Origin of the sequence: Cognatishimia sp., from assembly GCF_964229375.1 — a bacterium.
Taxonomy (GTDB): domain Bacteria; phylum Pseudomonadota; class Alphaproteobacteria; order Rhodobacterales; family Rhodobacteraceae; genus Cognatishimia.
Genome location: NZ_CAXREH010000095.1, coordinates 1 through 12896 on the forward strand (window position 1 = coordinate 1; position 12896 = coordinate 12896).

The 12896-nt window shown below is 57.9% G+C and carries 10 protein-coding genes and 1 pseudogene; 2 read left to right on the forward strand and 9 right to left on the reverse strand.

The window, feature by feature from the left end; genetic code table 11:
- The 8 genes and pseudogenes from ACEQWH_RS07375 to ACEQWH_RS07410 form a co-directional block, all read right to left on the reverse strand.
- Positions 1-1208, reverse strand: a pseudogene (locus tag ACEQWH_RS07375) (hypothetical protein); the annotation flags it as partial.
- A complete protein-coding gene (locus tag ACEQWH_RS07380) occupies positions 1205-2227 on the reverse strand; it encodes a hypothetical protein (protein WP_370229294.1) in 1023 nt (340 codons plus the stop codon). The pseudogene ACEQWH_RS07375 and the gene ACEQWH_RS07380, both read right to left, overlap by 4 nt.
- 7 nt (positions 2228-2234) lie before the next feature.
- Entirely contained in the window at positions 2235-3665 is a 1431-nt protein-coding gene (locus ACEQWH_RS07385; RefSeq protein WP_370229296.1) for an MBOAT family protein, read from the reverse strand.
- A 15-nt stretch (positions 3666-3680) separates the two neighbouring features.
- A complete protein-coding gene (locus tag ACEQWH_RS07390; protein ID WP_370229297.1) occupies positions 3681-5093 on the reverse strand; it encodes a mannose-1-phosphate guanylyltransferase in 1413 nt (470 codons plus the stop codon).
- A gap of 40 nt (positions 5094-5133) precedes the next feature.
- Positions 5134-6231: a hypothetical protein gene (locus ACEQWH_RS07395; RefSeq protein WP_370229299.1), complete on the reverse strand. Its 1098-nt coding sequence runs from the start codon at positions 6229-6231 to the stop codon at positions 5134-5136.
- Positions 6228-7718, reverse strand: coding sequence for a glycosyltransferase (locus tag ACEQWH_RS07400; protein WP_370229301.1), 1491 nt, complete (start codon positions 7716-7718; stop codon positions 6228-6230). The genes ACEQWH_RS07395 and ACEQWH_RS07400 overlap by 4 nt, the downstream gene beginning before the upstream one ends.
- 3 nt (positions 7719-7721) lie before the next feature.
- Positions 7722-9038, reverse strand: coding sequence for a nucleotide sugar dehydrogenase (locus ACEQWH_RS07405; RefSeq protein ID WP_370229303.1), 1317 nt, complete (start codon positions 9036-9038; stop codon positions 7722-7724).
- Between the two features lie 425 nt (positions 9039-9463).
- Complete coding sequence (locus ACEQWH_RS07410) at positions 9464-10330, reverse strand: ribokinase (RefSeq protein WP_370229305.1); 867 nt, start codon at positions 10328-10330, stop codon at positions 9464-9466.
- Between the two features lie 167 nt (positions 10331-10497).
- Between ACEQWH_RS07410 and nrtS the strand changes: the two genes are divergently transcribed.
- Complete coding sequence (gene nrtS / locus ACEQWH_RS07415; protein WP_370229307.1) at positions 10498-10743, forward strand: nitrate/nitrite transporter NrtS; 246 nt, start codon at positions 10498-10500, stop codon at positions 10741-10743.
- A gap of 71 nt (positions 10744-10814) precedes the next feature.
- A complete protein-coding gene (locus ACEQWH_RS07420; protein ID WP_370229310.1) occupies positions 10815-12452 on the forward strand; it encodes a sulfatase-like hydrolase/transferase in 1638 nt (545 codons plus the stop codon).
- Here the strand turns inward: ACEQWH_RS07420 and cueR are convergent.
- Complete coding sequence (gene cueR, locus ACEQWH_RS07425; RefSeq protein WP_370229312.1) at positions 12449-12835, reverse strand: Cu(I)-responsive transcriptional regulator; 387 nt, start codon at positions 12833-12835, stop codon at positions 12449-12451. The two genes, ACEQWH_RS07420 and cueR, sit on opposite strands and share 4 nt — an antisense overlap.
- Between the last annotated feature and the right edge of the window lie 61 nt (positions 12836-12896).

The window sequence follows — 12896 nt, forward strand, 5'->3', positions numbered from 1 at the left end:
AGCGGCATGAAAAACCGACCGCTGGGGGTTTGGCGGGCTGTACGTGTGATCACGCGCGTACGCCGATGCCCGTCAGCTGTGGTGAACCGAAATGACGCGCGCCGGGCAAGCGACTGGCCCAGATCCAGCAGGATCGTGTCCTGCGGCCCGACATCGCTTGACAAGTGCACCTGCATGGGGCCTGCCACGTCAAGCTGGGTGTCACACGCGCCTCTTGCGGCGGCTTGAAGTTCGCGCATGGGCTGATCGGCAAAACGAGTCAGCGCATTGTAGATCGGGTTCTCCCAGATCAGAATGGCAGGCCGGTTCTGCTGAAAGTCGCGCGAGGTGAGATAGTCTTGGATCGCTCCGAACTGGTTGCCCCCCGTTAGCGCATAGTTGATCACATCAAGGCCGGTTGCCTCGGAAATAAATCCGGCAAAGTTGTTGATTTCGCTGTCAGAAAAGCTGGTTCCAACCAGAGCGATTGTGTCGGTTTGAGTGGCGCCGAACAGATCCAGAGCGCCGTCAGACTCGCCTGATTGTTTCTCGGTAGCGAACCGCATTGTTACAGCCTGCGGCAATGCATCATGGCAATTGTTCTGCAACACCCGCCGCATACCAGAGAAAGGACGCTCTTGGCCCTGCGGCGTGCTGACGAACTCTGACTTTGGCAGGGCCTGATAGCCTGGATCTTGCGACAGCCGCTCGGCGATGGCCTGTGCCGCCGCGCGCGCGCCATAGCCCGTCCAGTGGAAATCTGCCGCGAAAAACGGTGGCGTTTCTGACGGTAAAGCCCGCATCTGCGGTACAGCGTTCACAGCCAAGACGCCTGCGTCGGACATCCGGTCAATCAGATCCTCAAAGACCCGCGTGGCACGCTCTGGATCAAACCCAAAAAGCGCGGCATCCGCTGGCAAGGCTTGCGGCATCGCAAGACCTTTGGTCGGCACCGGCAGATAGACCAACAGCGTCCCTTGCCACGCCAATTCACGCGACAGCGCCGCCAGTTGCGCGATGGCTGCATCCGACATGCGGTGGTCCATGCGCAGGTCAGACTGTATGCGAAAGAAAACACCGTCTTTGCCTTCAAGCACGGGCAGATCTTTGTTCGTTTGCAGGCCTTTACAACCAAATTGCGAGGCCTGCGCGCTGCTGGCCCAGAAGACAGACGCCAACACCCACAACGGCATCGCGATCCACCGGAGGGTGGCCTGAACATAGGTCATGACGCACTCCCAACCAGGTTTGGGTCGGTCAGATACCGAATGGGGATTTCCCAGATGACAACGCCGGATGTCGCGCGGCCCGCGCGTTCAAGATAGGCGCGCATCGGCGCGATAGGCCCCTGCCCGACCGTCGCGAAATTGAGAACATCATGGGATAGCGCGAGCTTTAACGCATCCTCAAACCCCCAACGCCGGTTGGCGGAATAGCTGGTGCCGACAAGCGCATGCGCCGCCTCGGGGTCCGCAAACAAATCCAGCGTTTGCGCCGATGAGATCTGCACGCGCGGCGAACTGGCGACCTCTGGGGGCAAGCCAATCAACGGCGCAAACGCTTCAGTGGTGATGAACGGGATAAGGTCGCCTGCGAAGGCTTCCGAGGCGCCTGCCTCTTTGTCGACCGCTGCCGCACCGGACAGCGTGGGAAACGTGTCGGCCAGATAGTCAGCGACAGATCGAGCTCCTAGGGGCGTCCAATGCGTGTCAGTTCGAAAGAAATGCGCAGGGCCTGTTAGGGCCGGCGCGGCGTCGAGCGTGGCGACCCCGGCACTGTGTAACTCTCTGATCAGACTGTTTTTTTCAGACAGCAAATCGTCATTCTGGCCAAGCCGAAGACTTTGAGCCTTGGTCGGCAAAAGCAGCACGATGACCTGTGTGCCCTCGTTGCGAAGCTGTTGCGCCAAAGACAGGATTTCGCCCCGCAGCTTCTGTGATTGGACAGGCGGCAATGGTGGGCGAAACTCTTCGTCCGACAGCAGCCAACCGTTTGGGCCAACCACCACACCCACGCGCCCTTCGCGTAGCGTGGCATACCGCGCAGCACCCAGCACGGCTTGCGCGAAATTGCTGTGCAAGGGCTGATCAGAATAGAGCTGATTGATCGAGCTACGCAAAGAGGACTCCGTCCAGTCCAATGCCGCGCGCCCTGATGCATTCGGGAAAAGCAGCATGATATTCACAAGGGCTGCGTAGCTGAAAAACATGAATGGAATGAGTGTGATATGAAGTGTTCTTAAACGCATTTTGCCCTCAGAATTGGAAATACAAAAAGGGAGAGAAGCTTTGTTCCGCCAGTTTCAAAACCGTGACCGCTCCGACAAAGAGAACGCCCGGCGTGACCCAGATCGCCAGGGTCTGTCCCTGCGGCGCGGCATAGCGTCGGGTTGGATGGCGACGTTGCGGGCGCACGGAAATGCTGGGCTCTAGGCAGACAACAAGGGCCGCAATTACGATGACCAACAGGCTTTCGCGGCTTACAAGGCGGGCCTCGGTAAGGGTCAGCTCTAGCCCATTCAGCCCCACCATCCCCTGATAGATCTGCCAGGCCTCGGGCACAGAGGATGCGCGAAACATCACCCACCCCAGCAGCACACAAAGCAACGCGAGCGCGCGCGCAAACGCAACATTGCGGGCGCGTTGATCCCAGCCCACGGCGCGTTCGCAAGCCAGCAAGCCACCGTGCCACAGCCCCCAGAGCACGAACGTCCAATTCGCGCCGTGCCACAGCCCGCCCAGCAACATCACGATCCCAAGGTTTGCATAGGTCCGCAGCGCGCCCCGACGACTGCCGCCGAGGGGGATGTACAGGTAGTCCCGCAGCCATGTGGACAGCGAAATGTGCCAACGCCGCCAGAATTCTGTGATCGACCGGGACACATAGGGGTGACGGAAGTTTTCCGGAAAGGTAAACCCCATCATCCGGCCAAGGCCGATCGCCATGTCGCTGTAGCCTGAGAAATCAAAATACAGCTGCAAGGCAAACGCGATGGCGGCCAGCCACGCAAGCGTCGCGCTTGGCGTTCCTGCGTCAAAGCCTGCGGCGACCAAAGGCGCCAATGAATCCGCAAGTAGAACCTTTTTGCCAAGCCCGATCAAAAACCGCGCCAAGCCCTCGCTGAATTGCGTCACGGAATGGGTGCGTTTCTGAAACTGATCCTCCAGATCCTTATATCGCAGGATCGGGCCTGCGATCAGCTGAGGAAACAGCGCGATAAAGGCCGCGAAATCCAGCAGGCGATGAGACGCGCGGGCGTCGCTGCGATAAACATCCACCAGATAGCTTATGGCCTGAAACACATAGAACGAGATCCCAATCGGCAAGATCAGACGCCAGTGAACGCCCAGCTCTTCTGGCGTTTTACCGACCAGATCGGCAAAGCTATCTACGAAGAAATTCAAATACTTAAAAACTGCAAGAACGGCGAGACACCCTGCGACGCCAAGCGTCAGATAAAGGCGCCCCAGTGGCACCGCACGGTAAAACGCGATCCGTTGCCCGATCCAGAACGCAAACCCGGTTGTTGCGATCAAAAGCAGAAGGAAATCGACGCGCCACCAGCCGTAAAACACATAGCTGCCCACAAGGATCGTCAAAGATCGCCACCTAAACGGTGTCAGGAAATAGGCCGCCATGAATACCGGCAGAAACAAAAACAGGAAGGCTTCGGAAGAAAAGACCATGGAAAATCCCCCAACCTAAGACGCGACATGCGCCACGCGCGGCGCGGTCTTTTGTGTCAACGGAGCACGGTGGGTCATCATCAGGGCCTCGACTTCGGTTTCGTCCGGGTTTTCAAGCTGCGCCTGCTCGCCGCGCCCAAGCCGCAGTTGGTCACGTGGGTTGAGCCAGGAATTCCGTGCACCGCGCGCCACGTTGATGCGGCCCGACAACAGGATGATCTGACGCTCGGGCGTGCCGGTAAGATGGATGGCACTGCCCCCCGCAATGCGCAGCAACGACATATCAACCTGCCCCGCTTGTTTTAGTCGCAGGCTTTCCCCCCAGCTGTGATCGGCGGGTGGCCGCTGGGTCGGATCATGGGCGAATTGATGGCCTTCTTTCCGCCGCGACTGTTTCAGCCGGTCGACCACCTGGCGCACGCTTTGACAGCGGCCGCGCCGGGTGACCAGCAAGGCATCGGGCGTGTCTACAACGATCAGGTCCGACACCCCGACAACCGCCACCAGCTTGTCCTCGGCCCGCACCATCGAGTTCTGCGTGTCCACGCTGACCACATCGCCGCGCATCAGGTTGCCTTCGCTGTCATGCTCTCCGATGGCGTGCATCGATGTCCAACAGCCGACATCATCCCAATCGACGTCCAAGGGCGCGAGCAGCATTCGGGCCGAGTTTTCAAAGACCATTTGCTCGGTAGAGCCAGAGGCGGCCTGCGCATATGACGACTGGCTCAGCACATCCCCCTGCGCGGCTGTGACGGCGGCTTTGACAGCCCTCAGCGTGTCGGGCGCAAAGCGTGCGAACTCGGCGATAATCGTTTCGGCGGTGAACATGGAAATGCCGCTGGCCCAATAAGCGCTGCCAGATGACATCAGCTGTGCGGCCTTGAAATGTGAGGGTTTTTCAACGAAACCGCCGCACTGCCGGACACCGGACAATCCGGCCACCGCGCCTGCATCCAGGATATAGCCGAAACCCGTCTCTGCATATCTTGGGGCCACGCCGAATACGACGATGTGCCCGCTGCGCGCCGCAGCCTTCGCGGCTTTGACCGCAGGCAGCATGTCGCCTTTGATGACGTGGTCAGAGGGGGCAACCAGCATCATGGACTTTGGGTTCTTTTTGGCCAAAGTCAGCGCAGCTGCCAGCACGGCTGGGCCTGTACCGCGGGGCAAAGGCTCCATCAAGATCTGGGCTGTCTGACCAATTTCGGCCAACTGTTGCGGCACCATATCGGCAAACCGCACCCCCGACACAACCAGAGGCGCGCCAAAGTCCACGGATTGATGGCGCAGTACCGTTTGTTGAAAAAACGTATGGGAGCCATGACCCTCAACCGGCTGAAATTGCTTGGGTTTCACGTCACGGGACAAAGGCCACAGACGGGATCCTGAGCCGCCGCAGAGGATAACTGGTGTAATGTCATTCATATCGGTTCTCCGATCAGGCCCGGTGGGGCTTGGGTACAAGTCAAAACTTGTTAAGGAGCCGCGCTCGGACCTCGGTCAGGCGCGCGGAAAGAGTGCGGACAAAGCGCCCGTTCAATTTGTTGAAACGTAAAAGAGCGATGCTGTCGGGGTCTGGCGCCTGTGTGTCTTGTGGCCAGATCACCGTTGCTGTGGTCTGCGCATCTGGTGTCTCGATCCGCAGGTCCACCGGCACGATCCGACCATCGGCCAGGACGACTTCCGCCTGATCCCCTGCCAGATACCGTGAAAGGCCGCGTTGCGACAAACGCAGCTGTGCCGTGGCTGACACCGTGTCTGACGTCAGCAAAAGGATCGGATCGCCACTCAGGACAGTCGCCCCTTGAAATGCCCCTTGCGCCGGATCTGCGGCGCAATCACAGGGCATCCGAACGCTCACCAGATCTCCGCGATTGGCCAGAAGCGAATAGGCCACGTCGCCCTGCGCGGCCTGCGGGTTGATCAAAGCAATCTGACCCGATGCCGTGGCACGTAGCGCCTGACTGTCTTGAGTGATCGTCAGCGGACGGGGCTCATGGCTGAGCAGAACTCTGTGATAGATCATGTCCGTTGCGGCAAAACCAAACCCAAAGCCAAGCAATGCCAGCAAGAGAATGCGCAGAGGTTTGCGCGCAGGCTTGGCTGCAGGGGTGCTGGCCTGTGGTCTCACCTGCTCTGGGGCCGCGCCCGAACTCAGCAAATGCCCCATTGTAACCGTATCACCGGCGACAAAACTGTTGATCAGATAGCGAAGCGGCGACAGATGCCCGTCGGTTGGATGGGTAAAGAACACAGACACCGGCGCCTGCGCGTCATTGGCATCTTGCGACAGGATCGCATCGGCATAAAGCGTGATAGAAAATCCATCAAAATCAAAGCGCAAGGACACAAGTTCGTCCTGATACTCCAGATCGGCTGGCAGACGCCCGCTCGCCAACGCTTTGGTTAGGGAAATGCTGATCCCGTCCATCGTCAGCCCGCCGATGGTGATTTGAAACGGCAAATTGACCTGAGGAAATTCACTGTGAAAGCCTGGATCTGTAAGCGCCTCTTCTGGCGCAAGATCAAACTCTGGTACGCGCAAAAGCGTGTTGACGGTCATAGGGTGCCACCATTCTGTCCAACGAGATAGAAAACCCCCAGCACAAGCCATCCAACAGCCAAAGCATGCAGATAGCCCGAGCCCGCCTGCCGCATCCCAGTGCGCCAGCGAGATGTTTGGGGTGCCCCCGCCCCGTGTGTGTGCGACGTGTCCTGTCGCGTCCATTTCTGACGGTCCAGCCGAAAGCTTACATAGCTTTTGACCAACGCGCCCATAAGCTGGCTGAAATACAGCAGCACCGGATAGGTGATCGGAAACCCGCGCCCGCGAAACCCGCTGAGCGCAAGGCAGAACACATAACGTGTGAACAAGACCCACGTGGCATAGGCCATTAGGATCATCGGATCATAGAGCCAGGCTGCCATCAGCGCAGCAGTTGGCCCCGCGAGCGTGCTCCAGATCGACATGCGCTGATCGAGTAACGACCACCAGACAAAGGTGCCGATGTCCCGACGTGGCAACGCCAGCGCGCGCGTGTTGGTGCGCAGCATGTTGCCAAACCAGCGGGTCATCAGCGTCACGGCGCTGTCCACAAAGCCTGCCTTGGGTTGGCTTTCCATCGAGACCGATCGAATATCGGGAAGATAGGCCATTTTGTAGCCCTGTTTCAGCAGCCAGAACCACGTGGACTTGTCATCCCCCGTCAGAAAGCCCAGGCGTCCAAAGCGCCAATGGTCGATATAGTCGTTTTGCACCAGCCGGATGAAATCCGGATTGGTGGCCAGATCCGCTCGGAACACGGACATGCGTCCGGTTAAGGTCAGCACCCGCTCAGACAGCCCCATCGAGCACATCATCACCTGACGCTGGTCAAACCGCAGACGGAACCAATCCCGAAACAGGCCTGCCTCGGCGATCTCGGCGGTTTCGTCGGTTGTCAGGGCGCCGACCATGGGATCCGTAAAGAAAGGCGCGGATTTCTCAACAATATCAATTGGAACACAGCTGTCGCCGTCCACAAGCAACACAATATCTTCGCGGGTCGGACAGGTCTTTGCGATCTGCCGCAGCCCCTCGGCCAAGGCGTCACGTTTGCCGGTTCCTGGGATGCGGTCGATGATCAAGCCGACCGATTTGACGCCTTTGCATTGATGATCAAACATCGTTTGGATCAGCCGCGCATCAGAGCTGTCAACGACCGAGGCCACGATCTGGGCACCGCCTCTGCTGGCCATGGCGGCAGCAAAGACGCTGCGGTAAACCCGCAATGTGACCTGCGACGGAATTTTGTAGGATGTCACCAGAAAATGCGCGCGCGCCGGCCGGCCGCGCTTTGTGTAGGCACGGGTCACATCGGCTTTGCGCGCGGGATAAACCACGCGTTTGAACCAAACCGCACGGGCGAAATTCAACGCGGCCCAGCTGTATCGCCACAGACCCAATGCGCCGATAACCACAAAGGCCTCGCGCGTGCCGGTCAGGTCTGTTGACCCGACCAACATGGTCAAAAGCGCAAGGCCCATCATATATGCGACGTGACCGAGCATGATTTACCAGCAGATGCCTTCGTAGGTGCCGGTGCTGACCATATCCCGGCGCAAACGGGTTAAGTCTATGGTCGGCTTGGTCACCGAAGCTTCGCGCAGAATTTCGACCGTCTCGGCATAGAAGTTCCCGATCACCAACGCGTCGGCCTCGTTGACAAGGTCGGCCAGATCCTGAACCAGCATGTGTTTCAGTTGCGGCAGTTTGCTTTTGCGGAAGCGGTCTTCGCCTTGCTCCTGCGCGATCCGCGCAACAAAGGGATCATAGATCGACACGTTGATCCCCTGCCCCAGCAGACGCGCGGCCAGATCAACCAACGGGCTTTCGCGCAGATCATCGGTGCCGGGCTTGAAGGAAACCCCCACAAGCCCGACATGATGCGCCCCGGACTCGCGCACCATACGTTCGGCGCGCAAGACCTGAGCATCGTTTGCATCCAGCACCGCACTCAGCAAAGGCGTGGGGGTTTGAGTGCGGTCTGCCAGATGCTTCAACGCCCGGATATCTTTGGGCAGGCAAGAGCCCCCAAAGGCAAAACCGGGGCGCAGAAATTTCGGAGACATGCTGACCTTGTGATCGGCGCAGAGGATGTCCATCACCTCGTGGCCATCCAGCCCGCAGGCCTTTGCGATATTGCCGATTTCGTTTGCAAAAGTGACCTTGGTCGCCCGCCAGCTGTTGGATGTGTATTTGACCATTTCCGCGGTCCGCAGACCGACCTCGTGCAAACAGCAATCTTGTGTCGCGTTCAGCATGTGCAAAAAGTTACGGGTCGCCTCATCAAGTGCACCAAAGACGACCAGACCGGCATCGTCATAATCCTCGATGGCGCTGCCTTCGCGCAGAAATTCTGGGTAATAGCCAAAGCCAAACCCACGCCCCGCCGTTTTTCCCGCGTGCCGTTCAATCAAGGGCAAGCAGACATCGTCCGAGGTGCCCGGCAACACCGTCGAGCGCAGCACCACCGAGTGCATCGTGTCCTTGTCGCGCAATTCTTGCCCGATCTGGCGGCTGACCTCTTTGATAAAAGTCAGGTCCAGAGCGCCACTTGGGTCGCTTGGGGTTCCGACACAAATAAAGCTGACATCGGTCTGATCGATGGCGAAACTGGCGTCCGAGGTTGCAAACAGACGATCGCTGTCGATGCCCTGAGCAATCAGGTTGCCCAGACCCGTTTCAACAAGCGGAGACTGGCCACGATTGATAAGATCAACCTTGGTTTCGTCTGTATCAACGGCGATAACCTTGTGCCCATCGCGAGCCAAACAGGCGGCGGCAACGGCGCCAACATACCCAATTCCAAATACACTAATTCGAGCCATTTTTTCGAAATCCTCTTGCGGCAATTAACCAGAATTGAGGAAAGCGTGGCCTTGGCTGAGAAAAGCGATAAGTCAGGAAAAAGCCTGACACTGTAGGGCAATTGCCTACACGCTGTCAGCAACTGCGGCGGCAATGCGGCGGCGCGCGTGAGGAAATATAGCTAAGAATTTGTTTTTATTTTAATTTATGCGTTTACAAACTGTTAATCAGTATGGCCAAAATTGAGAGTTGTCCACAGAAGAAATAGACATGTCCTGAAACGCCTGCTCAGGAAATGGAAACAGTTTTCCACAGGCGAGATACTGTTCACAAACAGGGCTGCAATTAACTTTTGAGAAGTATTAATTTGTGGATTTCATCGCCGAATAGAGACTCACCCATCAGGGAAAAATCCACAAATATCTACATAACACGCGAACCTTCGTTAGCCTTTTAGAAAGGCCAGCACTTCGGCACGGTCGGGAATGGCAACCGCAGCGCCCATGGACTGCACCTGCAACGCAGCCATCGCCGAAGCAAAGGTCAACGCATCCTCAACAGAGGCCCCAGCTGCGTATTGCGCCATGAAGCCGCCAAAGAAGGTATCTCCGGCGCCTGTTGTGTCGGCGACCGTCACTTTGTGGGCCTTGACCCGATGGGTTTCCCCTCCGGCCACAAATTCAGCACCCTCGGCACCATAGGTCACCAGAAACGCCATATCGGTCCTGTCCCGAAACGAGCTGCCGGTCGCGGCCTCAAAATCGCGCAGCTCTTCCTCATTGACAGAGACCAGATCAACTATTTCCATCAAAGCAGGCATCGAGGCGTCAAACGGCGCAGCCACAAGCGCCACCTTCATGCCCTTTTCGCGCGCGATCGCAAGGCCGATGTCGTTGGCGTTGGTTTCATTTTGCAAGACAAGCCAATCCTCGGGGCCGGCGTCCGCCAGCGCTGTGGCAACATGCGCCCGTTCTATCGCGCCATTGGCGCCGGGATAGATCACGATCTGATTTTCGCGCTCTTGATCCAAATAGATAATCGCATGGCCCGTTGGCTGGGCAAGCAACGCGACGCGCGACAAATCCAGATCAAAAGGAGCCAACAACGACTGAACCTGTGCATCCTCTGCCCCGACCGCTCCGATATGGCGCACGTCAGCCCCGGCTTTGCTGAGGGCCACCGAGATATTCAGCCCCTTGCCGCCCAGATTGGTCACCATGCTGTCGGCACTCAGGGTTTGGCCCGGCCGTGGGAAAGCCTCCATCCTGTAGACGTGGTCGATATTAATGGACCCTAGGTTATAAACGGCCATGCTGCGCTCCTTGCCCTGACAGAAGGTCTTGCATGCCACGAAGCGGCTGCGCTGACAATTCGGGAATGGATGAAGCTGTCTTTGGCAAATCGATTGGTCACAAGAATGTGGCTGGAACAAACCGCGCGAGATTGCCATAGAGATCACAGACTGGCTGAGAGGCAATGATGACAGAAAAGACCGACCCAGGTTTGCTGGAACTGTGCATGCGACCCGCTGTAATGCGTCGCGCGGCCTCTATTGCTTTGGTTGTGGGAACTTTGCTTGCGATCATCAACCATGGTGATCGGCTGCTATCTGGCGAGATAACCACAGAGGTCGTGACCAAGATCTTGCTGACCTATCTGGTGCCCTATTCCGTCTCGACCTATTCGGCCGTGCTGACCATTCGCGAGCGTCTGCGCGAGGCCTAGTTGAGTCGTTGAGGTTCTGCTGGTAGGTCCGTGATACGCCACTTTATGGTGATATTTCGGGGTGCGGGCGAATGAACATTCTTTACATCATGTATGACCAGCTTCGGTTTGATTATCTAAGCTGTGCCGGTCATCCGCATCTTCATACACCAAACTTTGACCGAGTGGCCGCGATGGGTGTGCGGTTTAGCAACGCCTATATCCAGTCACCGATCTGCGGCTCGTCGCGCATGAGCAGCTATACGGGGCGCTATGTGTCCTCGCATGGGGCGGCCAACAACGGCTTTCCCCTGCGCGTCGGAGAGGTCACCATGGGGGATCACCTGCGCGCCGCCGGAATGGGCTGCTGGCTGATTGGCAAGACGCATATGGTGGCTGATGCCGACGGTATGGCGCGGCTTGGTCTGGCGCCTGACAGTATGATCGGCGCACGGCAGGCGGAATGCGGATTTGACGTCTGGATCCGCGACGATGGGCTTTGGGGAGAGGGCCCGGACGGGTTCTATGATGAAAAACGCAGCCCCTATAACGAATACCTCAAAGCGCAGGGCTATGAAGGCGAGAACCCCTGGGCTGATTTCGCCAATGCTGGCGTTGACGATGACGGCAATCTGGCCTCGGGCTGGATGTTCAAGAACGCAGACAAACCCGCAAACATCCGCGAAGAACACAGCGAAACACCCTGGCTGACAGATCGCACGATCGACTTTATCGAACAGGCCGAGGGTCCGTGGTGCGCGCATGTCAGCTATATCAAACCCCATTGGCCCTTTATCGTGCCAGCCCCCTATCACGATATGTACAGCGCCGAGCACGTCCCCGCCCCGATGCGGCATGACGTCGAGCGCGAGGATCCGCATCCGGTTTACGGCGCCTATATGCAGAACCCGATCTGCAGCGCGTTTCAACGCGAAGAGGTGCGCGAAAAGGTCATTCCGGCCTATATGGGCCTGATCAAACAATGCGACGATCAATTGGGGCGGCTGCTTGCGTATCTCGAGGAGACGGGGCGCATGCAGGACACCATGATCGTTCTGACCTCGGATCACGGGGACTATCTGGGCGACCACTGGATGGGCGAGAAAGAGCTGTTTCACGAGCAATCCGTCAAAGTGCCTCTGATCGTCTATGACCCCCGCGCCGAGGCCGACACCACACGTGGGACGGTCTGTGATGCCTTGGTGGAATCCATTGACCTAGTGCCCACGTTTGTCGAGACAGCGGGCGGCAAAACGGCTGATCACATTCTGGAAGGCAGATCGCTGACCCCTTGGCTGCACGGGGAAACGCCCGATTGGCGCGAATATGCGATCAGCGAGTACGACTATTCCGCCATGGGCGCGGCTGCAAAGCTGGGTGTCGCACCGCGCGATGCGCGCTTGTTCATGGTTTTTGACGGGCGGTTCAAGATGATCCATGCGGAAGGCGGATTCCGCACTATGCTGTTTGATCTGCACTCAGATCCCCAAGAATTTCACGACCTTGCGAAAACCGACGCGCATGCGGGCGATATCGATCGGCTGTATGGGTATCTCGCAGAATGGGGGCGTCGCTTGTCGCAACGTGTGACGGTGTCTGATAACGCCATTAAAGAACGGCGTGGCAAGAGCGCGCGGCGCGGCATCCTGCCGTTTTTGTATGACGGCAGCGAAGTCCCTGAAGAGCTGATCCAGAAATACGTCGGCCCTGTCCCGAAACGGCCAGACTAGCGGCCCGCCAGATCATTCAGGATCGGACAATCGGGTCGGTCATCGCCCGCGCAGGATGTAACCAGTTCTGACAGCGTATCGCGCATGGATTTCAGCGCAGCGATCTTGTCGTCGATGTCTTTTAAATGATCTTTCGCCAGACGTTTCACATCGGCGCTGGCGCGGGACTGATCCTCATATAGGGCCAGTAGCGCTCGGCATTCCTCGATGGTAAAGCCCAGCGAGCGGGCGCGTCCGACAAAAGCCAGCTTGTGCAAATCAGTTTCGGCGAAATTCCGATAGCCATTGCTGTCGCGATCGGGGCGAATGAAACCGATGTCCTCATAATAGCGGATGGTTTTGACTGGGATGCCGGAAGACTTTGCAACCTGTCCGATGTTCATAGCGTCTCTCCGGTCGTGACAGAGGTTGGTTTCACCCACCGCAAACGCAAGGCGTTGGTGA

What these genes read in the sequence shown, in the direction of transcription:
- ACEQWH_RS07380 (WP_370229294.1), bottom strand. Translation starts at nt 2,227, where the DNA reads ATGCGTTTAAGAACACTTCATATCACACTCATTCCATTCATGTTTTTC.
- ACEQWH_RS07385 (WP_370229296.1), bottom strand. Translation starts at nt 3,665, where the DNA reads ATGGTCTTTTCTTCCGAAGCCTTCCTGTTTTTGTTTCTGCCGGTATTC.
- ACEQWH_RS07390 (WP_370229297.1), bottom strand. Translation starts at nt 5,093, where the DNA reads ATGAATGACATTACACCAGTTATCCTCTGCGGCGGCTCAGGATCCCGT.
- ACEQWH_RS07395 (WP_370229299.1), bottom strand. Translation starts at nt 6,231, where the DNA reads ATGACCGTCAACACGCTTTTGCGCGTACCAGAGTTTGATCTTGCGCCA.
- ACEQWH_RS07400 (WP_370229301.1), bottom strand. Translation starts at nt 7,718, where the DNA reads ATGCTCGGTCACGTCGCATATATGATGGGCCTTGCGCTTTTGACCATG.
- ACEQWH_RS07405 (WP_370229303.1), bottom strand. Translation starts at nt 9,038, where the DNA reads ATGGCTCGAATTAGTGTATTTGGAATTGGGTATGTTGGCGCCGTTGCC.
- ACEQWH_RS07410 (WP_370229305.1), bottom strand. Translation starts at nt 10,330, where the DNA reads ATGGCCGTTTATAACCTAGGGTCCATTAATATCGACCACGTCTACAGG.
- nrtS (WP_370229307.1), top strand. Translation starts at nt 10,498, where the DNA reads ATGACAGAAAAGACCGACCCAGGTTTGCTGGAACTGTGCATGCGACCC.
- ACEQWH_RS07420 (WP_370229310.1), top strand. Translation starts at nt 10,815, where the DNA reads ATGAACATTCTTTACATCATGTATGACCAGCTTCGGTTTGATTATCTA.
- cueR (WP_370229312.1), bottom strand. Translation starts at nt 12,835, where the DNA reads ATGAACATCGGACAGGTTGCAAAGTCTTCCGGCATCCCAGTCAAAACC.